Raw genomic sequence first — 20,354 nt, 5'->3', positions numbered from 1 at the left:
TTGAACGTCCGATGCTCTAGCGGTCGGCGAACTGGCTGGCGGCCAGGATTCTCAGCGGCTAACCCGCCGCCGCGTCCGTTGCGCCGATCTTGCGCACCAGCGCCGCCGTCGCCAGCATCGCGCCCATGTCTGATATCATCGGCGCGACATGCTTGGCGTAGTCGAGCGGCACCGAGATATCAGGCAGCTCGAAGAAATTCTTCGTCTGCGGCAACAGCAGAAAACCGTCGCCGCCATTGAGCGCGACGCGCGCCGGATCGTCGGGCCATGTCTCGCTGAGCCATGTCAGTGCCTGCGCCAGCCGGCCGCTCACCAGTGGCTGCGCCGCCTCGACATTGTCGGTGCGGAAGTCGTAGGCGGCATCGAGCACGGGCACCCCGCATGACAATTCCTGCATCCTGCTGGCGAACATGCCGCGGAAGAACCCGACGGCCTTGTCAGTCCGGCGGGCCGCCACCAATATGCCGGGGAACGGTACGATGGTCTCGAAGGCGACGACGACGCCCTTGAATGCTATCGTGCCGCCCGTGCCTTGCCGGAGATCGGCTTCGTAAAGCTCGAACGGAAATCCCTCGTAACGGCCGGATACAATGTCGTCGAAGCGCTTGCTGCTGAACGTGCCGATCGTCTCGCGCGGCAGCCGGTCGAACGAATTCGGCGTCACATCGTGCTCGTAGCGCATGTCTTGGATAAACCCGAAAATAATCGGCAGCAGCGTCTTGCGGAACGATTGCTGCAGCGTGCTGGTCGGCTTGATCGCCTGGAAATAGAGCAGGATCGCCGCCACCAACCCGACGACATAGAGCAACACATGCGGTGTCGAGAACCATTGCTCGTATGGATCGGCGATCCTGTTGAAAAGCCAGGCGACAAGCGCCACGAACACCAGCACCAGGCCGATGAACAGCGGCACCCGCCAGCGGACTTGCCGGTAGGCCGAAGTCCTTTCGGCCTCGTAGGCCGCGAGATTGCTCTTGATGCCGGCGATGTCAGCTTCATCAGGCATGAAATCCGCTGTTTGCATCGCCACCCCACGCCCCCTAACAAACTCATGATAGCCGATTTTTTCGACATCTCGACTACAGCACTGAGAGGCAGCGCTTCTCAAGCAGATGTTTGCGCTGCCCCTCATCCGCCTGCCGGCACCTTCTCCCCGTGAACGGGGAGAAGCCCGCTGTCGGTGCGCTGGCGCTCGTTCGGCGAGGCTGTGATTGGCGAAGTCATCAAATGACGGCGTCTTTCTCCCCGTTACGGGGAGAAATGTCCGGCAGTACAATGAGGGGCAGCGCCATACTTGTGCGATAAGCAACGTGCGGCTAGCCCTCACTTACGGCGCTACGGAAAAATCGCAGTCAACCTGCCTTCGACTTTGCTGCGCATTCGGTTCTCCAGCGCCTCAATGGGAACCAGCCGCTCATGGTCGCCGGCGCGCAGCCGCATGAATGGATGCAGCCGATAGGCGGAAATGGCGCCACGCGTGCCGGCGTCGGCGCTTATATCGACGGTCAGGATGCCCCCGATGCGGCCGGGCCATGGCTGGCGCGCAAAGGCGGTGCCCAAGAAATCGCCGAGCCCATAGGCGACGAGCGCCTTACCGATCTGCTCCACCGGCTGCACGACGTGGGCATGATGGCCTGCGATCAGCCCGACGCCCTGCGCGGCCAAATGGCGTGCCAGCGCCCGCGTTTCAGCCTGTGGAAAATGCCGGAATTCCCAATCCCAATGTGGCACGGCGCAGGTAAGATTGACGGCGTCGCGGCGCAGCCATCGTGCCGGGTCGCCTTGCATCGACACACGGGCGGCGAACGCAGCCGCGCCGGCATTGCGCCACAGCGTGAAGGCGGCAAAGCCTATTGTCAGCGGCCCGACTGCAAGGCGTTCGACCGGACCGGCGGCGGCACCGATGCTGCGGATGCCAAGCCGTTCTAGCGCTGCCACGGTCTCGTCGAAGCCCTCAAACCCCTGGTCGAGCGCGTGGTTGTTGGCGAGCGACAGCACCAGTTTATTCCGCGAGATGCCGACGGCGGCCAACGCTTCGGCAAGGAACCGCTCGGTCATGGCGTGATGGATGCCAAGCTTCGTGCCCAGCGCCGCGCTCGGTCGCTCCACCACCGGGCTTTCGCAATTGCCGACCACCAGATCGGCGGAGCCGAGCAGCGTGGCGATCGCCGGGTCGCATTGCGTTGCGCTGCGATTGGCCACCGCCGAGATATCGCCGACAAAGGCGAGCCGCACCGTCCGCACCGGTGGCGGCTCGATGATCGTTCCTGCCGCCGGCGCAAAGCCTTGTCGATCGCCGCTGAGCGAAGGCTCCAAGAAGCGTGGCAGCCAGGACAATTTGTAGGAAAGCGGATAGTTCGACACGCGCAGCCTGCACCGGGATGAACGGCCACAGTAGACGATGCGCCTGATATAGCGAAGCGCCTCCGTTCGCAATCGTGCAGCCAGATGCCCGCAGTAGGCGCAACACACAAGATGCGTATATGGTTGCCGCCGAACGGCATATCGGAGGACCAAGATGACGCGATTTTCGAGCCTGCTGGCATCCGCCCTTCTTCTGCTACTGCCGGTTGCTTCCGCCGGTGCCGCGGCCTCTGAACCGGCCGCCCTGTTCGAGGCAAAAACCGTGGCCGACCGCAACAGCACGCTTGCTGCGCTGGAAGCCGCTGCGCCCACTGATCCTGCGTCGGCCTACGCCGCCGGTGCCGGCCAATTCTTCACCGCGCTGGAGATCCTGGCCGGCGGTCTGCACCGCCACGGATTCGAAAGCCCGCAATCCTTCATGCTGCCGCTGATGCGGCTGCCGGTACCGGACAATCCCAATCCCGAGCCGCTGACCTACGACGGCTTCCGCGCCATCCTGGTCGCCTTCCGCGATCGGCTGGAAAAGTCCGCCGCCACGCTTGGAGCCGTGCCTGCCGATGCCGACATCGGCATGGAGGTCGACCTCACCCGTCTCGGCATCGACCTCAACGAGGACGGCCAGATCGCGCCGGACGAAAGCGCCGCCGCGATCATGACGTCCCTGTCACGCGGCGGCGGTGCGCCAGACCCGGCCGCACCCGCCCTCACCTTCCGCTTCGACCGCGCCGACGGCTATTGGCTGCAGGGCTATGCCGAATTCCTGATGGCGCAGGCGGATTTCTGGCTGGCGCATGACTTCAGCAACGCCTTCGACGGCTCGTTCCACATGTTGTTTCCGCGCGCAAAGCTGCCGCTGCAGGACACGCTCGTGCCGCCGGACGGCGGCATGAGCGGCGGCATGTTGTCGTCCGAGTGGCGCATCGCCGACTTCATCTCGCTGGTCCATCTGGTCAACTGGCCGGTGGTCGAACCGGAGCGCCGCCAGGCGGCGCGCCGCCATCTCATGGAAATGATCCGGCTGTCCCGCGAAGACTGGAAGGCGATCCGCGCCGAGACCGACAACCACCGAGAATGGCTACCCGGCCCGCAACAGAAAGGCGCCAGCCCGCTCACCGGCCTGGAAGTCGGCGAGGAGCAGGTCCAGGCCTGGCACGCCGCGCTTGATATGGCCGAAGACCTGCTCGAAGGCCGCACCTTGCTGCCGCATTTTCGCATCGCCGACAAAGGCATCAACATGAAGCGCTTCTTCGACGAGCCAAAGCCCTTCGATCTGGTGCTGTCGATCACCGGCCCGGCCATCGCGCCCTATCTCGAGAGCGGAAAGATCCTCTCCAGCGAGGAGTTCGACCAGACACAGCGCCAGTTCGGCGGCGCCGGGTTTTTGACCTTTGCGCTGTGGTTCAACTGAGGGCGCGTTCGACATCGCTCCTGACACCCTTGTGTCAGCAGCTTGGTTTCGTCTCGCACCGCGCGCCACTCCGCTCTTTCCATTTTGGCCGATACCTCCCATATTTGGGGCATGGCCAAACTTCCTGACAAAAAGACGCCGCCGCCGGCGCGTGACGATCGCGCTTCGCCGCCCAAGCGGCGCAGCCCGCTGACCGATTTCCTCGATGCGTCGGAGCCGCTGCATAAGGGCGGTTTTGCCGAAGCGCCGCAGGCTGAATTCTCAGGCAAGCCGCTGGCCGGCTCGATCGCCGATTGGGCCGAGCAGATCGAGCTGGAAGCCGAAAAGGAAGGGCGCCAAATTTCCCCCCTTGAGGGGGAGATGTCGCCAAAGGCGACAGAGGGGGTCGCCGGAGGCAGCGCGGGACGCAAGGGCACGCCGAGCGCTGCCGCACCGACCCCACCCGGCGGCTCCGCCGCCACCCTCCCCTCAAGGGGGAGGGAAGCAGCCAAGCAAAAGAAAATCCCCGAACGTTCCTCTTCCCCCGGCCGCACGGCACGCGGCACCTCGATGGGTGGCGCGGCTTCGGCACGGGAGCGCACCGCGGCCGGCCTCAACCCGGTCGCCGGCCTCGATGTTTCGCTGGAGGAAGCCGAGACCATGGCCTCTGGCGGCGTCACCGCCACCGTGGCGGCGCTGTCGGCGCTGATCGAATCCGGCAACCCGCTGCACAAGGACGGCGTGCTGTGGACGCCGCATCGCCCGGCCCGCCCGGAAAAATCCGAAGGCGGCATCGCCATCAAGATGGTGTCGGATTTCGAGCCGGCCGGCGACCAGCCGACAGCGATCAAGGACCTTGTCGAAGGCGTCAACGACAACGACCGCACCCAGGTGCTCCTCGGCGTCACCGGCTCGGGAAAAACCTTCACCATGGCCAAGGTGATCGAGGAGACGCAGCGCCCTGCTTTGATCCTCGCCCCCAACAAGACGCTGGCCGCACAACTTTATTCCGAATTCAAGAAATTCTTCCCGGAAAACGCCGTCGAGTATTTCGTCTCCTATTACGACTACTACCAGCCGGAAGCCTACGTCCCGCGCACCGACACCTTCATCGAGAAGGAATCCTCGATCAACGAGCAGATCGATCGAATGCGCCATTCGGCGACGCGCTCGCTGCTGGAGCGCGACGACGTCATCATCGTCGCCTCGGTGTCCTGCATCTACGGTATCGGCTCTGTCGAGACCTACACGGCGATGACCTTCCAGATGCAGATCGGCGACCGGCTCGACCAGCGCGCGCTGCTCGCCGATCTCGTCGCCCAGCAGTACAAGCGGCAGGACATCAACTTCGTCCGCGGCTCGTTCCGCGTGCGCGGCGACACGATCGAGATTTTTCCGGCTCACCTTGAGGACCGCGCCTGGCGCATCTCGCTGTTCGGCGACGAGATCGAGGCGATCACCGAATTCGACCCGCTCACCGGCCAGAAGACCGGCGAGCTGAAGAGCGTCAAGATCTACGCCAATTCGCACTATGTGACGCCACGCCCGACATTGAACCAGGCCATCAAGTCGATCAAGGAAGAGCTCAAGCAGCGGCTGGTCGAACTCGAACGGGCCGGCCGGTTGCTGGAAGCGCAGCGGCTGGAGCAGCGCACCCGCTTCGACCTCGAGATGCTTGAGGCGACCGGCTCCTGCGCCGGCATCGAGAACTATTCGCGCTATCTCACCGGCCGCCAGCCGGGCGATCCGCCGCCGACCCTGTTCGAGTACATCCCCGACAACGCGCTGGTCTTCATCGACGAAAGCCATGTTACCGTGCCGCAGATCGGCGGCATGTATCGCGGCGACTTTCGCCGCAAGGCGACACTGGCCGAGTACGGTTTCCGTCTGCCGTCCTGCATGGACAACCGGCCGCTGCGCTTCGAGGAATGGGACGCGATGCGCCCGCTTTCGGTCGCGGTTTCGGCGACGCCCGGCGTCTGGGAGATGGAGCAGTCCGGTGGCGTCTTTGCCGAGCAGGTCATCCGCCCGACCGGCCTGATCGACCCGCCGGTCGAGGTGCGCCCGGCCAAGACCCAGGTCGACGATGTCGTCGGCGAAATCCGCGAAACAACCAGGGCCGGCTACCGCACGCTGGTCACCGTGCTGACCAAGCGCATGGCCGAGGACCTGACCGAATATCTGCACGAGCAGGGCATTCGCGTCCGCTACATGCACTCCGACATCGACACGCTGGAGCGCATCGAGATCCTGCGCGACCTGCGCCTCGGCGCCTTCGACGTGCTGGTCGGCATCAACCTTTTGCGCGAAGGCCTCGACATCCCCGAATGCGGCTTCGTCGCCATTCTCGATGCCGACAAGGAGGGTTTTTTGCGCTCCGAAACCTCGCTGATCCAGACCATCGGCCGCGCCGCCCGAAATGTGGACGGCAAGGTCATCCTCTACGCCGACCAGATCACAGGCTCGATGGAGCGGGCGATGGCCGAGACCAACCGCCGTCGCGAAAAGCAGATGGAGTGGAACGCGGCCAACGGCATCACCCCGGAATCGGTCAAGTCGCGCATCTCCGACATCCTCGACTCGGTCTACGAGAAGGATCATGTCCGCGCCGACATCTCGCAGTTCACCGACAGCGCCGGCGCGATGATGGGCAACAATCTGAAAGCCCATCTCGACGCGATGGACAAGCAGATGCGCGATGCCGCCGCCAATCTCGATTTCGAGAAGGCGGCCCGCATCCGCGACGAGATCAAGCGGCTGCGCGAGATGGAACTGTCCATCTCCGACGATCCGCTGGCCAAATATGCCGATATGGAAAGCCCGGTTTCGGGCCGCGAAAAGGGCAAGCACAACAAGGGCCGCGCCATCCACCGCACGGTCGACGACGACGGCAAGAGTCTGTTTCGCAAACCCGCGCTCGACGAGATGGGCGCCGACGGCGCCGTGCCGGTCAAGAAGCCGCTCTTCGCAAAACCCTCGCTCGACGCCATGGGCCCGGGCACCGACATGCCGACGCCCGCCGGCGCGGTGTCGCGCTCGCTGTTCAAGAAACAGTCGGCCGAAGAGGCGCACGGCTCCGATTTCGGTATTCCCGGAGAGCCGACCAAGCCGCTGTTCAAGAAGAACTCGCTCGACGAGATGACCGTGCGGCGGACGGAAAAACCGGTTGACGGCGACAAGCCGGTCAAGCGCCAACGTGCGGGCATCGGCTCCTACGAAGACCCAGCCGATGCTCGCCGCGAAAAGCGCCGTCCCGGCAAGACCGGGAGGCCGGGACGGTAGGGAGCTTTCCTTCTCCCCTTGTGGGAGAAGGTGGCCGAGCGAAGCTCGGTCGGATCAGGGGTGTTCCAGCTTGGCAAAGGCGGTGCACTGTCCAGCACCCTCACCGTCTCGGCTCTGCGCGCCGATCCACCTTCTCCCACAAGGGGAGAAGGAAAGTGCCCACCCTTGCCACCGGCCCTACCTTTGGTGTAGCCAGTTTCTACAACCCAAACGTCTTGAAAGGAGGGCTGCGTGCAAATCGACCACCACCGTCAGCGCGGCCCCGTCTCCGCCCTGCGAGCTTGCTTGCAGGGCTGACCAGAGACGGTCCCGGGTTCTCCCGCTTCGATTTTCTTGGTCTGCCCTTCGTGGTGCTGCAACGCCGAGCCTGATGGCCAGCCTGCGCACCGTCAAAGTGCATCCAACCGGAACCTCCCTCCGGGCAGACCAGAGAAACCAACATGGCCGGCCTGATCAGCCTCAAGTCCCTCGGCGTCACCATGAGTGCGCCGCTCTTCTCCAACCTCGACCTCAGCGTCGGCACCGGCGACCGGCTCGGCATCGTCGCCGCCAACGGCCGCGGCAAGTCCACCTTGCTGAAATGCCTGGCCGGCGAGATGGAGCCGACATCAGGCGATATCACCCGCACGCGCGGCCTGCGCGTTGGCCATGTCGAGCAAGCCGTTCCCGCAGCACTGGGCGAGCACGGCTTTCAGCAGGTGGTAGCCAACGCCTTGCCGGCCGAGCAGGCCGAAAGCGAGCAATGGCGCGTCGATATCGTTCTCGACTCGCTCGACGTACCGCAGCCGATGCGCGAGCGGCCGATGCGGGCCTTGAGCGGCGGCTGGCAAAGGCTGGCGCTGATCGCGCGCGTCTGGGTCACCGATCCCGACGTCCTGCTTCTCGACGAGCCGACCAACCATCTCGACCTCGCCAAGATCAGCCAGCTCGAAACCTGGCTGAACGCACTGCCGCGCGAGGTGCCGGTGGTGATTGCCAGCCACGACCGGGCGTTTCTCGATGCAACGACCAACCGGACGCTGTTCCTGCGCCCCGAAATGTCGCAGGTGTTTGCGCTGCCCTATTCGCGGGCCCGCGACGCGTTGAGCGGAGTCGACGCCTCGACCGAGCGCAAGTTCCAGCGTGACATGAAGGTGGCGCAGCAATTGCGCCGGCAGGCGGCCAAGCTCAACAACATCGGCATCAACTCGGGCAGTGACCTTTTGACGGTCAAGACCAAGCAGCTCCACCAGCGCGCCCAGCGCATTGAGGAGGTCGCAGCGCCGGCGCACCGCGAAAAATCGGCGGGCGCGATAAAGCTCGCCAATCGCGGCACCCATGCCAAGGTGCTGATCACGCTCGACGACGTGGCGGTCGAAACGCCTGACGGCACGCTGCTGTTCAGGACCGGCAAGCGCCATATCTGCCAAGGCGACCGCATCGTGCTGCTCGGCCGCAACGGTGTCGGCAAGTCGCGGCTGATCAGCCTGATCAGGAATGCCATCGTCGAGCCGGACACGGCGCCGCAAGGCGTGAAGGTGACGCCGTCGACGGTGCTCGGCTACAGCGATCAGGCATTGTCGGGCATCAGCGGTGACGACACGCCGCTGGCGATGCTCTCGCGCAGATTCGATGTCGGCGAGCAGCGCGCCCGCTCGCTATTGGCAGGTGCAGGCGTCGGCATCGACATGCAGGAGCGCAGGATCGGCGTACTGTCGGGCGGGCAGAAGGCGCGGCTGATGATGCTGGCGCTCAGGCTCGCCAATCCCAATTTTTACCTGCTCGACGAGCCGACCAACCATCTCGATATCGACGGCCAGGAGGCGCTGGAAACGGAACTGCTCGCCCATCAGGCAAGCTGCGTGCTCGCCTCGCACGACCGCTCCTTCATCAGGGCGACCGGCAACCGCTTCTGGCTGATCGAGAAGCGGCGGCTGACCGAGATCGACAGCCCGGAGGATTTCTTTCGGGAGGTGGCTGAGGGGACTGGCTGAGGAAAACAATGCGTCTGCCGGGCCGACATTTTGAAGTACTGTCGTCCCTGACGCCGTGTTGACCACGGAAGAAAGCTTTTCCATCGACCTAAAAATGCGCATCCTGCCGCGGTAGAGCTTAGGGAGGGATAGGATATGCGTGCGGTAGACCTCGTTATCAACTTCTACCGAGCCTATGCAGATCGCGACATCGAGGGCGCACTGGCGCATTGCGCCGATGATGTCGTGTTTCGTTGGATCGCCGATCCGCGGCAGTCGCGTCGCGCCGGCAGCGTTCGCGGCAAGCAGGAATTCCTTGCGCGCCTGTTGGACTTGAATGAGGACTTCGAATACCGGCGCGTCATCCCAGTCGAGATCATCGATGGCGGCGACAAGGTTGCCGCCCAGGTCGAGTACCACATGACACGTCGCACGACCGGCGACGAGTTCGTGATGCCCGTCGCCGATTTCTGGACAATACGCGACGGCTTGGCCGTCGAGGTGGTGGAATATTACGACACTGCGCTAGCTGCGGCGGTCAGCTGAACCACATACGCCTTTGCACGGGCCGATACCGATCTGACGACAAGAAATTCCGACGCTCTGTCGGATCATGGTCGCGCGCCACGTCCTTGGGATGCCGACACGGTGATGCCGGCGCCAATCGAGGAGAGAGCAACATGTCTATTCTGTCGTCCGTTGGTCGCATCGCGACCCGTTACTCGGCGGCTCGCGCCCGTTACCGCAGCGAGCGCGCCCTGCTTTCATTGCCGATCGAACTGCGCAAGGACATCGGCTGGCCGGAGATCGTCGTCGACGCGCAAAACAGCCGCCGGATTGCAATCTCCTTGTCTGAGGCAAGATGATCCGACGCAAGATGAAGAGACCAACCGGTCGCAACGGCGCCGTGATAAGCCTTGCGCGTCGCCTAGGGTCACTCCAACCGCCGACGGCCCGTCGCATCTGGTCTCGGCATAAAAAAATGCATCTGACGTGTAGGATCGCCGCCGCTTCGTTCGTCCTGTGGTCCGCAAGATCAAACCAAACGCAGAGAGGAGCAAAAGATGAACGACCAACCCCAAACCCAGCCTAAAGCGAAAGTCCTCGGCGGATTGACGCCCTACCTTCAGCTGGACGGCGCCTTCAAGGCTTCGGAATTCTATCAGAAGGCCTTCGGCGCCGAGCAGGTCTTCTTCTACCCGCCGGACGAGCAGGGCCGGACGATGCACATCCATCTCCGCATCAACGGTTCGACGCTGATGATTTCCGACTTCTATCCCGAGCACGGAATGGCCCCGGTGAAGCCGCAGGGCTTCACCATGCAGCTGCATCTCGGCAGCGACGACATCGACGCCTGGTGGCAGCGCGCCATCGATGCCGGTTGCGAGGAAGTGATGCCGTTGCAAGTGATGTTCTGGGGTGATCGCTGGGGTAACATGCGCGATCCGTTCGGTGTCGAGTGGGCAATGAACGCGCCCGTGAAGGCCGCCTAGCGCCTTCTTTCCTTCTCCCCTTGTGGGAGAAGGTGGCCGCGCGAAGCGCGGTCGGATGAGGGGTGTTCCAGCTTAGCACCGACGGCACTCCGTCCAACACCCCTCAACCGTCTTGGCGCTGCGCGCCAATCCACCTTCTCCCACAAGGGGAGAAGGAAAGGTAAGTCAACCCAAGGAGAAACAAAATGTCCTATGTCGATGGTTTCGTACTTGCCGTGCCCAAGGCAAATCTCGACGCCTACAAGGAGCTGGCCGAAACAGCCGGCGCCGTCTGGAAGGAGCATGGTGCGCTCGCCTTTGTCGAATGCATAGGCGACGACGTCCCCTATGGCGAGGTCACCTCGTTCCCACGCGCCGTGCAGGCCAAGGACGACGAAGTCGTCGTCTTCTCATGGGCCGTCTATGAATCGCGGCAGAGCCGCGAGGCGGTCATGGCCAAGGTGATGGCCGACCCACGCTTGAAATCCGACTGGTCGGCGATGCCGTTCGACGGCAAGCGCATGATCTTCGGCGGCTTTCAGCCGTTCGTCGAGCTATAGGCCAGCATTATGCCAGCCGGTCGAGCAGTGGCTTGAGCCGGTCGCCATAGCGTTTCCACAGATCGACCGAGCCCTGGTACATCGGCTGGCGCACCTGCGCCGCCGACGCCGTGCGCACCGGCCGGTCGGTCTCGTGGAACGACAGCACTGCATCGTCCCATGGCAGGCCGAGATAGGCGATCAGCGCCCGCGTCTGCCCTTCCTGGTCGGCGACGAAATCCTCGTAGCGCACATCATGCACGACGTCAGGCAGAACGGTGCGCCAATGCGCCATGATGTCGGTGTAGAGATTGTGGAAATCGGCGAGTTCGCCGAGGTCGTAGCCGTAGCGGTGGCTGTCGCCGCGGAAATGCACCTTGTAGATCGACAGGCAGGTCGCCGCCGCGTCGCGCGCGCAATGGATGATCCTGGCCTTGGGCAGCATCAGATGGATGAAGCCGATCAGCAGGAAGTTGCCGGGCATCTTGTCGGTGACATGCCGGAAACCCGGATAGCGGGCGTGCAGCAGGTCTAGATAGGCCTGGCCCGCCTCGGCAAACGCCTTGTCGGGCATGTCGGCGATGCCCCAGGGAAAGCCGCCCTTCATAGCAGGCGGAAACTGCTTGCCGACCGCCGTCTTCAATATGCCGAGCTCACCGGCGCCATAGACCTGCGGATGGCTGGCGATGATCTGCTCGACCAGCGTGGTGCCGGAGCGCGGCATGCCGACGACAAAGATCGGCGTGTCGTCGGCGATCCCGCTCGGTCTGTGCTTGTCGAAGAAGGGCTTGTCGAACACCGCCTTCATCGCCTCGAATTCGGCGCGTGTCTTGACCGCATCGTAATCGATGCCCGTGCGGCGGATCGCATTGCCTTCGGCGAAATAATCGAAGGCTCGGCCATAATCCTTCAGGTCGTCATTGGCCTTGCCGAGGCCGAAGGAAAGCTGCATGCGCGCCAGGCTGCCTTCCGGCGCCTTGGCGTGCTGCGCCTCCATCCCGGCAAGCTCGGCGTCGCGCTCCTGCTGGCGCTTCACCTGGGTGAGCATCAGCCAGGCCCTGGCCATGCCGGGATCGACCGCCAGCGCCTGCCGGAAATGCTCCGCCGCCTCTCCGAGGCTGCCCTTCTCCATCAGCCCGACGCCCAGACCGTGCAGCAGGTCGGCGTCCTTCGGCCGAATTGCCAATGCTTCGCGGAAAACGGCAAGCGCCTCCTCCAGCCGCCCAGCCTCCTGCAGCGTTTCGGCAAGCCCGATGCGGGCGCGGACATGGAACGGGTTGCGACCGATGGTGCCGCGATAAATCTCCTCCGCGCCCTCGAACTGGCCGAGTTGCTTCAGCGAGGAGCCGAGATTGTCGCGCGCCGCGAGTTGGTCCGGCCGGATTGCCACCGCGCCACGGAAGAAATCGACGGCTGCACCGACACGGCCGAGGTCGCGCATCACGGTGCCGAGATTGTTGAGGAAATCTGGATTCTTGGGTTGCAGGCGCACCGACTGTTCGAGGAGATCAAGTCCTTCGGCGCTGCGCCCGGTCTGGTGCAGCAGCAAACCGAGGAAATGTGCTGCCGCCGCATGATTGGCCTTTTGCGCTAGCACCTGCCGGTAGAGCATCTCGGCCTCTTGCCGGCGTCCAGCCTGATGCAATTGCAGCGCCTGCTGCACGCGCTGGTCCAGCCCCAGAGGCGGCTGTCCGCCTGAGCCGAAATTGGCGCCCGCGCCTGCCGGTCTTCTCGGATCTCTGTTGATGGGAAACCTGCCGTGTTTTGTCCGCCTGCCGCGATCTAGGCCATCGGCGCGGCAGGTTCAAGGGTTCGCAGGCCAGCTTACCGGAAATCCTGGGTTCATGGCCCGGCCATGTCAGATCAGGCGGTTGGTCTCCGCAACCTGTCTGGCCCGCCGCAGCGTGCCGTCGGTATCGGCGATCTTGCGCCGTGCTGCCTCGTCACTTCGTATCGTCAGCCGTGCCGACATGACTTTCGCAGGCCCGCCGACCTGCTTGACAATCGGCTTGATTGTTACGGCCGAACCATCCGGTGTTTTCACGGGAACCATGGCTATTCCTTTCAGATCTAAATAAGAATCAGTGCCGGGACGAACTTTTCCCGGCACAAGCGAAAACAATTCTTGTGAAGTGTCTGGACCGTATCACCATTTTATAAATAGCCATAGAAAAGTAATTTTACGAAAAGATCAGCACCAGGCGGGAATTTTCTTGAATAAACCACAATTTTGGATTAATGAATTGAGATCGTTTTTTGGGCCAAGCTTGGCATCTCGCGGCGTCAGAAGTTCTCGACCCGCCAAACTCATTCCAGATCGCCGATACCCAAATTGCCGACACCCAAATGGCCGATACGGGACGCACGACCCTTAAGTCCCGGTGCCGCGAAGCGGCCACCACCCTATCGGATCCACGCCGGGACGACACTTCGAGGCACGAGAATGTCTGGCCGAACTACCCATTCCATCGCGCATTTCGAGGCACCCTTCATGATTGGCGGCCTGGAAGGACAATTGCCGGCCGGCGACTACGACATCGACCACGATGAGGAGCTTGTCGACGGCATTTCGTGGCTTGCCTGGCGCCGTGTCGCCACTTTCATCCATCTGCCGGCAAGGACGGTGAAAAGCCAGACCAGCCAATTGGTCGCCATCGACTTCGCCGAACTCGAAACCGCGCTGAGACGCGACCAGGAGAATGCCGCATGATCCGCTTCCAGCAGAACGCGCGCCCGCGCACCGACACGCCCGCGCATCTTTTCGCGATCGGCCAGACTGTTCGCATGAAGAGCCGCACCGGCCTTGTTCAGAAGACCGCCGAGCTGTTCCAGATCAAGAGCAAGCTGCCGGTCAAGGACGGCTCGCCGCAATACCGCATCCGCAGCGACGAGGAGACCCATGAGCGGGTCACCACGGAAGACAATCTCGAAGTCGCCGACGATCCAAACAGCTAGCCGCCCAGGCTCCCAGGGCCGAGTTCGTCGCCTGCCGCAAGGCGAGGCTGCCAGCCTAGCAAGAGGCGCCAGTTGCCCTCGCCTGCTTGTCCAGTGGATAGATGGACCCTCCCCGCCCGGAGACGCCCGGAGACGGGAGGAAACCAGCCTCTCAGCAGGGACGGTCGTCGACGATGCGATAGTCGGCGGCGCGAGCCTCGCAGGCGTTGGGGAAGGTGCGCAACTCGCCACCGCGGCGGGCGCAGACCGGGCGGTATTCGCGCGTGCAGAATGTCTGCTCGCCATCACCGCCACCGTCGCGGCACTGGCCGCGGCTGATAATGCGGTACCCGGCCCGCTCGGCAAGGCAGGCGTTGGCGAAGGTCTGGCGGTCGCCACCGCGCCGGGCGCAGACCGGATCATATTGTCTGGTGCAAAATTGCGGCTCGGGCCGAGGCGGGCGGTACCCCGGTCGGTCCTCCTCCACCACCACCGCGGTGCAGGCTGCAAGAACTGCCGACAGCAACAGGATGGCAAAACCCTGTCGCGAAAAGATTGCCGCAAGAAATTTCATCACCAGACCTCCCTCGAGCCCCCGCTCCAATGCATTAGGCCAAAAGCATGCCCACGGGGCCTGACCCGAGGGTGCGAAGCGGCTTGGGATAACGGCATGCGCTAAGAATGCAAAATGCGCCCCATTCCAAGCCAATCCTCGCCATTCCACCCGCCGAATGCAACCCCTGTTTCGGGCTCCTGGCCGACTGGTCATGCGCGGCCGCTGCTATGGCCGATGACCAGGCCCCGCTTTGTCGATGCCATGCGTGCGGATGCGCCCATGTGGGCCGGTGGCGCTACCTTGCAACCATCACGTTTCCGTGCGATAAATTTTGTGTTCGGGCATTTGCGACCCGGAGAGCGGAACGTTTTGGACGACCTTTCCCCGATACTGTGAATCTCTGACGGCCCCGTTTTTCGGCGGGGGTTCTAACCATGCGCCAATGCATGACTGCCGAAGCAACCACCGGGACTTGCCCACGGCGTCAGGCGGCGGGCAAACCACAAAGACTGACACGGGTGAAGGAGTTTCCCCAATGGCCCAGACCGGCACCGTTAAATTCTTCAACGCTACCAAAGGCTTCGGCTTCATCACGCCAGATGACGGCGCCAAGGATGTGTTCGTCCACATCTCCGCAATCGAGGCTTCGGGCCTGCGCACGCTCGTTGATGGCCAGAAGGTCACGTTCGATGTCGAGCCCGACCGCATGGGCAAGGGGCCGAAGGCGGTCAATCTCCGCGCGGACTGAACCGTCGGCGCGCATGTCCGCCCGGACGTGCCAGGCCGGACGTGCCAGGCCGGGCGTGCCAGGCCGGGCGTGCCAGGAATGAGCCCGAGGCCCCTCCAAAGGCCTTGAACCGGCTTTCAGCGCCGGACCCGAGTTTCGAAGGCGCGGCGGTTTCGTCGCGCCTTTTTTCGTGGCAGGGCGGCAAGCCAATGCTCGAAAAACTTTCTCTTGCCGATGGCGCTAAAATAAACGACAAATTTCCACTCGGGCATTTGCCGGCCCGAGACTGGACTTGATGGGATCAAAGGAGCTTCCCATGCCGCAGACCGGCACCGTCAAATTCTTCAATCATGCCAAAGGCTTCGGCTTCATCACGCCGGATGATGGCGCGAAGGATGTCTTCGTCCATATTTCGGCCGTGCAGGCGTCGGGTCTTCCCGGTCTTGAGGATGGGCAGAAGGTAACATTCGACACCGAACCGGACAAGCGCGGCAAGGGTCCGAAAGCCGTCAACCTGTCGATCGGCTGAGCCGAGTTCGAGACAGCGTCGGACGGTCCGCTGGCGCAGCTCCGCTCGTTGTTGAGCGTACGATATTTGTGCCTTGCGCCATGCCTGATCGATGAATCGACTGGTCCCAGCCCGCAAATTTCGTTCAGCCCCCGTTCAGCCACGGTCATCTACTAATCTTGGCTAAAGCCGGACCGCATGCCCCAGATTACCCGGGCCGTAGATTACCCGGGCCGGCATGAAGGAGATCGAGATGAACCGAATTTTCAAGACCGCCGTCCTGTCCGCCGCGATTGTTGCAACCACGCTCGCGACCTTGCCGGCGGCCAGCGCTGGTGACTGGCGCCACCGGCACCACCATCGTGATAATGGCGATGCGATCGCGGCTGGCGTCCTTGGCCTCGCGGCCGGCGCCCTGATCGTTGGTGCGCTCAACAACCCGCAGCCCAGCTATTACGAGCCCGGCTATGACGATTATCGTCGTTATCCACGGCCCGCCCCGGTGCGCCGCTACTACGCGGAACCGCGGGTCGTCTACAATGACGGCTATGCCGAGCCATGGACCCGTGGCTGGTATGAATATTGTTCGGATCGCTATCGCTCTTTCAACGCCCGCACCGGCACGTTCACCGGCTATGACGGCGAACAGCATTTCTGCACCGCGAACTGAGGCGCCCCTGCCCCCAAAAAAGCGCTGTCCGCAAGGCCAGCGCTTTTTTGTTGTCGGCATCTTTTCTTTAAGGCAAGAGACCGATGCGCGTCGCGTGAGGCTTCTCAGCCACGACGCGTTCTAGGCTGATGTTTTATGCATGTCGTATCGCAAAACCGCTGCACACCCTCGGTTCAACCCCGAGGGCGTGCTTTTGCGCGACATGCATTAAATCAGGAATGGATTGCTCCGGCGCTCCTCGCCGAAGCGGCCGCCGGGACCATGGCCGCAGATGAAGCCGATGTCGTCGCCGAGCGGCAGAAGCTTGTCCTTGATCGAGGCGATCAGCGCGGCATGGTCGCCGCCCGGCAGGTCGGTGCGCCCGACCGAGCCGCGAAACAACACGTCGCCGACATGGGCGAACTTCGCAGCACGATTGTAGTAGACGACATGGCCGGGCGCGTGGCCGGGGCAATGAAAGACTTCGAACGCGTGCTGGCCGAACGAGACGGTATCGCCTTCGCTGAGAAAGCGGTCGGGCACGCAGTTGCGCACCGGATCGGTGATGCCGTAGTGTTTCGCCTGCTTCTCGAGATTGGCTAGCAACGGGCGGTCGGCCTCATGCGGACCGATGATCTCGATGCCGAGCGCCTCCTTCAGTTCCATGGCGCCGCCGGCGTGGTCGATGTGACCATGCGTGATCCAGATCGCGCCGGCATTGATCGCATTGTCCTTGAGCACTGCCAGCACCTTGCCGATGTCGCCGCCGGGATCGACGACGACGCCTTGTCTGTCGTCCATGTCGAAGAGGATGGTGCAGTTTTGCTGGAAGGCCGTGACCGGCACGATGCCGGCGTTGAGCTGACCCATGATCGTCCTTTCGCTGTGTCGCTGCTGATTTAGAGACACACGCGAACGTCGTCCACCGCATCCGGCTGTCGCGACAACGCAAAAATGAAATGGGCGGCCGAAGCCGCCCACGCAAAAGTCCGAAACCGCTAATGCAGGTCGCGCAAAATTTGCGATAACGACATGCATAAACAACAACCTAAAGCGCGTCGCGTGAGGTCGGTCGAACGCGACGCGCTTTAGGCTACTTCTTCGTCGCATTCATGACCGCGCCGATGATGGCCGTCAGAATGGCGCCACCACCGGCACCGCCGAGGATGTTCTGCACATTCAGCGCGCTACCCAATCCGCCCGTTGCCGCTGCGGCCGCAGCCGGATCGATCGTGCCACCGCCGAGCAGGCTGCCGAGGATGGCCGCACCGCCGACGCCGCCGAGGGCGCCGCCCAGGATTTTGGTAAGCTGCCCCATTGCCGCTGTTTTGAGCGCCGCGCCCACCGCCTGGCCACCGATGACACCCGCAATCACCTGAACAATGATCTGAAGAAGCGTGTTCATGTCCATACTACCAGTCCCTCCATAGCCGCCAGCCTCCCGGGCCGACACCATCATGAGACGCCGAATTGGACCAAAGTCAAATGCAGAAGCGCTTAAATAAAAGGGGCGGCCCGAAAACCGCCCCTACTTATAAAAAAAGTTGGCACTTTCGTTATTCTGCAGCAATCGCCTGCTTGGGCTGAACGGCTGCAGAATAGTCGTTCATCAGAGTCTTGGCGATTTCGTCCACCTCGAATCGGTATGGACCGATCTCAGAAACGGGCGTCACCTCGGCCGCCGTTCCGGTGAGGAAGCACTGCTGAAAGCCTTCGAGCTCTTCCGGCATGATGGTGCGCTCGATCACCTCGAAGCCGCGATCCTTGGCAAGGCTGATCACCGTACGGCGGGTGATGCCGTCGAGGAAGCAATCGGGGGTGGGTGTGTGGATCTTGCCGTCCTTGACGAAGAAGATATTGGCGCCGGTCGCTTCCGCAACCTGACCGCGCCAGTCGAGCATCATGGCGTCGGCATAGCCCTTGGCTTCGGCGGCATGCTTGGACATGGTGCAGATCATGTAGAGGCCGGCGGCCTTCGATTTCGACGGCGCGGTGCGCGGATCGGGGCGGCGCCATTCGGCCAGGTCGAGACGGATGCCCTTCAGCTTCTGCGCCGGATCGAAATAGCTCGGCCACTGCCAGATGGCGATGGCGCAGTTGATCCGGCTGTTTTGCGCCGAAACGCCCATTTGTTCGCTGCCGCGCCAGGCGATCGGCCGGACATAGGCATCCTGAAAACCCTGCTTCTTCAACAGCGTGCGGCAGGCGTCGTCGATCTCGGCAACCGAATAGGGAATCTTGAAGCCGAGCAGGCGTGCCGATTCGTGCAGGCGCTCGCTGTGGTCGGTCAGCTTGAAAATCTCGCCGCCATAGGCGCGTTCGCCCTCGAACACCGCGCTGGCGTAGTGCAGGCCATGGGTCAGCACGTGGATCTTGGCGTCGGCCCATTGGACGAATTCGCCGTTCATCCAGATAAAGCCGTCCATTTGGTCAAAGGGAACGGATGCCATGGTAACCTCCCGCGGGCGACCGCCCGCCCATTATCGTTGCGCGTTTCTTGTCAGCCGCACCAGGCGGCCGGTATCTCGAAGCGTAGGCGGATATATAAGGTCTGGCAAACTCAGGAAGTTCCGGAAAAACGGCTTTCCCTTGCCTTTTCGTTCGCAATCCGCCGAAAAGCTTGTCAAAAATTACCATTGCCGGGAAATTACGTCAATAGTACTGACATAATTTCCCTTTCGCACGGAGAAAAGATGACGGATCGCAGCCACCCAGCCGGAAAACCGATCAGGACGGCGATCACCGACGAGGACGGCATCGACTTTGCCATCATCGAACTGTTCTTCTTCGCCTATCGCGATTTTACCTCCGATCCGGACCAGATCCTGTCCGACTATGGCTTCGGCCGCGCCCATCACCGGGTTCTGCATTTCGTCAATCGCAGGCCGGGCCTGACGGTCGCCGAACTCCTCGAGGTGCTGAAGATCACCAAGCAGAGCCTGGCGCGCGTGCTCAAGCAACTGATCGACACCGACCACATCGTCCAGTTGCAGGGTCCGCGCGACCGCCGCCAGCGCGAGCTCTATCCGACAGCCAAGGGCCGCGCCCTGGCGCTGGCGCTGGCACGGCCACAGTCACGCCGCATCCATGCTGCATTGGAAGATTCCGGAGCCACCGAACGCGCCTTGATCGAGCGCTTCCTGGAAGCGATGGTCAATCCGGAACTAAGGGCGCAGATCGACATTGTGCCCGCAAAAACGTCAGGGAAAAGCCATGGAGACCATTGAAAGGGTTGATCAACCGGCAGCGCCGGACGACGACGCGCCGCATCTGCTGGTGATTGATGACGATACCCGTATCCGCAATCTTCTCAAACAATATCTGACCGAAAACGGCTTTCGCGTCACCGTTGCCGGAAATTCCGGCGAAGCGCGGCGCAAGCTCGCCGGCCTCGACTTCGATCTGCTCGTGCTCGATATCATGATGCCGGGCGAAACCGGCGTCGATCTCGCCAAGGCATTGCGGGCAAGCAAGAACGTGCCGATCCTGATGCTTACCGCGCTCTCCGAGACCGACAGCCGGATCACCGGGCTCGAGGCCGGCGCCGACGACTATCTGCCGAAGCCTTTCGATCCCCGCGAATTGATCCTGCGCATCAACAACATCCTGCGCCGCGGCGGACCGGCAACAACGCCCAAGGTCGAGCAGCTGGTTTTCGGGCCTTACACGTTCCAGATCGCCAGGCGGGAGCTCAAGCGCGGCGGCGAGGCTTTGAAGCTGACCGACCGCGAGCAGGAGATCCTGGCGATCTTCGCGGCGCGGGCCGGCGAAACGATACCGCGTCATGAACTTGTCGGCGACGAGTCCGAAGTCGGCGAGCGCACCATCGACGTCCAGATCAACAGGCTGCGCCGCAAGATCGAACGCGATCCGTCCAATCCGGTCTGGCTGCAAACCGTGCGCGGTATTGGGTATCGGCTCAGCGTGGAATAGACTGCCGCCCGCATCCCCTTGTTGAGTGGCTGCAGATGAGCAAAAAGGGCG

The 20,354-nt window shown here is 62.8% G+C and carries 22 protein-coding genes; 14 read left to right on the top strand and 8 right to left on the bottom strand.

The window, feature by feature from the left end:
* Positions 1-58: 58 nt before the first annotated feature.
* Together NMG70_RS07675 and NMG70_RS07670 are read right to left on the bottom strand one after the other, a co-directional pair.
* Positions 59-1,024 carry a hypothetical protein gene (locus tag NMG70_RS07675; protein WP_254023978.1) on the bottom strand — a complete coding sequence of 322 codons (966 nt, stop codon included), beginning with the start codon at positions 1,022-1,024 and terminating at the stop codon, positions 59-61.
* Between the two features lie 311 nt (positions 1,025-1,335).
* Positions 1,336-2,364: a CapA family protein gene (locus NMG70_RS07670; RefSeq protein ID WP_254023964.1), complete on the bottom strand. Its 1,029-nt coding sequence runs from the start codon at positions 2,362-2,364 to the stop codon at positions 1,336-1,338.
* A 154-nt stretch (positions 2,365-2,518) separates the two neighbouring features.
* On the opposite strand from NMG70_RS07670, the gene NMG70_RS07665 reads away from it, so the two are divergent.
* From NMG70_RS07665 to NMG70_RS07635, 7 genes are all read left to right on the top strand, one after another.
* On the top strand, positions 2,519-3,772 hold the full coding sequence (locus NMG70_RS07665; protein WP_254023963.1) for a hypothetical protein: 1,254 nt from the start codon (positions 2,519-2,521) through the stop codon (positions 3,770-3,772).
* A 111-nt stretch (positions 3,773-3,883) separates the two neighbouring features.
* Positions 3,884-7,033, top strand: coding sequence for an excinuclease ABC subunit UvrB (uvrB, locus tag NMG70_RS07660; RefSeq protein ID WP_254023962.1), 3,150 nt, complete (start codon positions 3,884-3,886; stop codon positions 7,031-7,033).
* Between the two features lie 440 nt (positions 7,034-7,473).
* Complete coding sequence (locus NMG70_RS07655) at positions 7,474-9,006, top strand: ABC-F family ATP-binding cassette domain-containing protein (protein ID WP_254023961.1); 1,533 nt, start codon at positions 7,474-7,476, stop codon at positions 9,004-9,006.
* A gap of 135 nt (positions 9,007-9,141) precedes the next feature.
* On the top strand, positions 9,142-9,531 hold the full coding sequence (locus NMG70_RS07650; protein ID WP_254023960.1) for a nuclear transport factor 2 family protein: 390 nt from the start codon (positions 9,142-9,144) through the stop codon (positions 9,529-9,531).
* Between the two features lie 134 nt (positions 9,532-9,665).
* Positions 9,666-9,851: a hypothetical protein gene (locus NMG70_RS07645; RefSeq protein ID WP_023799860.1), complete on the top strand. Its 186-nt coding sequence runs from the start codon at positions 9,666-9,668 to the stop codon at positions 9,849-9,851.
* 198 nt (positions 9,852-10,049) lie between these two features.
* Complete coding sequence (locus tag NMG70_RS07640) at positions 10,050-10,478, top strand: VOC family protein (protein WP_254023959.1); 429 nt, start codon at positions 10,050-10,052, stop codon at positions 10,476-10,478.
* Between the two features lie 185 nt (positions 10,479-10,663).
* The gene (locus NMG70_RS07635; RefSeq protein WP_254023958.1) at positions 10,664-11,017 is read left to right on the top strand and encodes a DUF1428 domain-containing protein; all 354 of its coding nucleotides are present in this window, start codon (positions 10,664-10,666) and stop codon (positions 11,015-11,017) included.
* Positions 11,018-11,024: 7 nt separating this feature from the next.
* On the opposite strand, the gene NMG70_RS07630 is transcribed toward NMG70_RS07635, so the two are convergent.
* Together NMG70_RS07630 and NMG70_RS07625 are read right to left on the bottom strand one after the other, a co-directional pair.
* Entirely contained in the window at positions 11,025-12,659 is a 1,635-nt protein-coding gene (locus tag NMG70_RS07630; RefSeq protein ID WP_254023957.1) for a tetratricopeptide repeat-containing sulfotransferase family protein, read from the bottom strand.
* Positions 12,660-12,854: 195 nt separating this feature from the next.
* The gene (locus NMG70_RS07625) at positions 12,855-13,049 is read right to left on the bottom strand and encodes a hypothetical protein (RefSeq protein WP_254023956.1); all 195 of its coding nucleotides are present in this window, start codon (positions 13,047-13,049) and stop codon (positions 12,855-12,857) included.
* 390 nt (positions 13,050-13,439) lie between these two features.
* Between NMG70_RS07625 and NMG70_RS07620 the strand changes: the two genes are divergently transcribed.
* Complete coding sequence (locus tag NMG70_RS07620; RefSeq protein WP_027151071.1) at positions 13,440-13,706, top strand: hypothetical protein; 267 nt, start codon at positions 13,440-13,442, stop codon at positions 13,704-13,706.
* Entirely contained in the window at positions 13,703-13,951 is a 249-nt protein-coding gene (locus tag NMG70_RS07615) for a hypothetical protein (RefSeq protein ID WP_077379956.1), read from the top strand. The genes NMG70_RS07620 and NMG70_RS07615 overlap by 4 nt, the downstream gene beginning before the upstream one ends.
* A 151-nt stretch (positions 13,952-14,102) precedes the next feature.
* Here NMG70_RS07615 and NMG70_RS07610 read toward each other — a convergent pair whose 3' ends face one another.
* Complete coding sequence (locus NMG70_RS07610) at positions 14,103-14,504, bottom strand: Kazal-type serine protease inhibitor family protein (protein ID WP_254023955.1); 402 nt, start codon at positions 14,502-14,504, stop codon at positions 14,103-14,105.
* A 517-nt stretch (positions 14,505-15,021) separates the two neighbouring features.
* Here NMG70_RS07610 and NMG70_RS07605 point away from each other — a divergent pair.
* The 3 genes from NMG70_RS07605 (at position 15,022) to NMG70_RS07595 (ending at position 16,391) form a co-directional block, all read left to right on the top strand.
* Positions 15,022-15,234: a cold-shock protein gene (locus NMG70_RS07605; RefSeq protein ID WP_023799871.1), complete on the top strand. Its 213-nt coding sequence runs from the start codon at positions 15,022-15,024 to the stop codon at positions 15,232-15,234.
* A 295-nt stretch (positions 15,235-15,529) separates the two neighbouring features.
* The gene (locus tag NMG70_RS07600) at positions 15,530-15,742 is read left to right on the top strand and encodes a cold-shock protein (RefSeq protein WP_006202521.1); all 213 of its coding nucleotides are present in this window, start codon (positions 15,530-15,532) and stop codon (positions 15,740-15,742) included.
* 232 nt (positions 15,743-15,974) lie between these two features.
* Positions 15,975-16,391: a BA14K family protein gene (locus tag NMG70_RS07595; protein WP_254023954.1), complete on the top strand. Its 417-nt coding sequence runs from the start codon at positions 15,975-15,977 to the stop codon at positions 16,389-16,391.
* A 207-nt stretch (positions 16,392-16,598) separates the two neighbouring features.
* Here NMG70_RS07595 and NMG70_RS07590 read toward each other — a convergent pair whose 3' ends face one another.
* The 3 genes from NMG70_RS07590 to NMG70_RS07580 form a co-directional block, all read right to left on the bottom strand.
* On the bottom strand, positions 16,599-17,240 hold the full coding sequence (locus NMG70_RS07590) for an MBL fold metallo-hydrolase (RefSeq protein ID WP_254023953.1): 642 nt from the start codon (positions 17,238-17,240) through the stop codon (positions 16,599-16,601).
* 223 nt (positions 17,241-17,463) lie between these two features.
* The gene (locus NMG70_RS07585) at positions 17,464-17,781 is read right to left on the bottom strand and encodes a hypothetical protein (RefSeq protein WP_254023952.1); all 318 of its coding nucleotides are present in this window, start codon (positions 17,779-17,781) and stop codon (positions 17,464-17,466) included.
* A gap of 145 nt (positions 17,782-17,926) precedes the next feature.
* Positions 17,927-18,820, bottom strand: a complete 894-nt coding sequence (locus NMG70_RS07580; protein ID WP_254023951.1) for a branched-chain amino acid aminotransferase — start codon at positions 18,818-18,820, stop codon at positions 17,927-17,929.
* A 243-nt stretch (positions 18,821-19,063) separates the two neighbouring features.
* Here NMG70_RS07580 and NMG70_RS07575 point away from each other — a divergent pair, with 243 nt between their 5' ends.
* The gene (locus NMG70_RS07575; protein ID WP_254023950.1) at positions 19,064-19,597 is read left to right on the top strand and encodes a MarR family winged helix-turn-helix transcriptional regulator; all 534 of its coding nucleotides are present in this window, start codon (positions 19,064-19,066) and stop codon (positions 19,595-19,597) included.
* Positions 19,584-20,303, top strand: coding sequence for a response regulator (locus NMG70_RS07570; protein ID WP_036267167.1), 720 nt, complete (start codon positions 19,584-19,586; stop codon positions 20,301-20,303). The genes NMG70_RS07575 and NMG70_RS07570 overlap by 14 nt, the downstream gene beginning before the upstream one ends.
* Positions 20,304-20,354 lie beyond the last annotated feature (51 nt).

The sequence above is a fragment of the Mesorhizobium ventifaucium genome (assembly GCF_935822925.1).
GTDB lineage: Bacteria > Pseudomonadota > Alphaproteobacteria > Rhizobiales > Rhizobiaceae > Mesorhizobium > Mesorhizobium ventifaucium.
This window is presented reverse-complemented; position numbering and strand designations above follow the sequence as displayed.

Coding starts and splice junctions, on each gene's coding strand:
- NMG70_RS07640 (WP_254023959.1), top strand. CDS start 10,050: ATGAACGACCAACCCCAAACCCAGCCTAAAGCGAAAGTCCTCGGCGGA.
- NMG70_RS07585 (WP_254023952.1), bottom strand. CDS start 17,781: ATGGACATGAACACGCTTCTTCAGATCATTGTTCAGGTGATTGCGGGT.
- NMG70_RS07650 (WP_254023960.1), top strand. CDS start 9,142: ATGCGTGCGGTAGACCTCGTTATCAACTTCTACCGAGCCTATGCAGAT.
- NMG70_RS07665 (WP_254023963.1), top strand. CDS start 2,519: ATGACGCGATTTTCGAGCCTGCTGGCATCCGCCCTTCTTCTGCTACTG.
- NMG70_RS07590 (WP_254023953.1), bottom strand. CDS start 17,240: ATGGGTCAGCTCAACGCCGGCATCGTGCCGGTCACGGCCTTCCAGCAA.
- NMG70_RS07645 (WP_023799860.1), top strand. CDS start 9,666: ATGTCTATTCTGTCGTCCGTTGGTCGCATCGCGACCCGTTACTCGGCG.
- NMG70_RS07610 (WP_254023955.1), bottom strand. CDS start 14,504: ATGAAATTTCTTGCGGCAATCTTTTCGCGACAGGGTTTTGCCATCCTG.
- NMG70_RS07635 (WP_254023958.1), top strand. CDS start 10,664: ATGTCCTATGTCGATGGTTTCGTACTTGCCGTGCCCAAGGCAAATCTC.
- NMG70_RS07655 (WP_254023961.1), top strand. CDS start 7,474: ATGGCCGGCCTGATCAGCCTCAAGTCCCTCGGCGTCACCATGAGTGCG.
- NMG70_RS07605 (WP_023799871.1), top strand. CDS start 15,022: ATGGCCCAGACCGGCACCGTTAAATTCTTCAACGCTACCAAAGGCTTC.
- NMG70_RS07570 (WP_036267167.1), top strand. CDS start 19,584: ATGGAGACCATTGAAAGGGTTGATCAACCGGCAGCGCCGGACGACGAC.
- NMG70_RS07600 (WP_006202521.1), top strand. CDS start 15,530: ATGCCGCAGACCGGCACCGTCAAATTCTTCAATCATGCCAAAGGCTTC.
- NMG70_RS07625 (WP_254023956.1), bottom strand. CDS start 13,049: ATGGTTCCCGTGAAAACACCGGATGGTTCGGCCGTAACAATCAAGCCG.
- NMG70_RS07595 (WP_254023954.1), top strand. CDS start 15,975: ATGAACCGAATTTTCAAGACCGCCGTCCTGTCCGCCGCGATTGTTGCA.
- uvrB (WP_254023962.1), top strand. CDS start 3,884: ATGGCCAAACTTCCTGACAAAAAGACGCCGCCGCCGGCGCGTGACGAT.
- NMG70_RS07615 (WP_077379956.1), top strand. CDS start 13,703: ATGATCCGCTTCCAGCAGAACGCGCGCCCGCGCACCGACACGCCCGCG.
- NMG70_RS07620 (WP_027151071.1), top strand. CDS start 13,440: ATGTCTGGCCGAACTACCCATTCCATCGCGCATTTCGAGGCACCCTTC.
- NMG70_RS07580 (WP_254023951.1), bottom strand. CDS start 18,820: ATGGCATCCGTTCCCTTTGACCAAATGGACGGCTTTATCTGGATGAAC.
- NMG70_RS07575 (WP_254023950.1), top strand. CDS start 19,064: ATGACGGATCGCAGCCACCCAGCCGGAAAACCGATCAGGACGGCGATC.
- NMG70_RS07675 (WP_254023978.1), bottom strand. CDS start 1,024: ATGCAAACAGCGGATTTCATGCCTGATGAAGCTGACATCGCCGGCATC.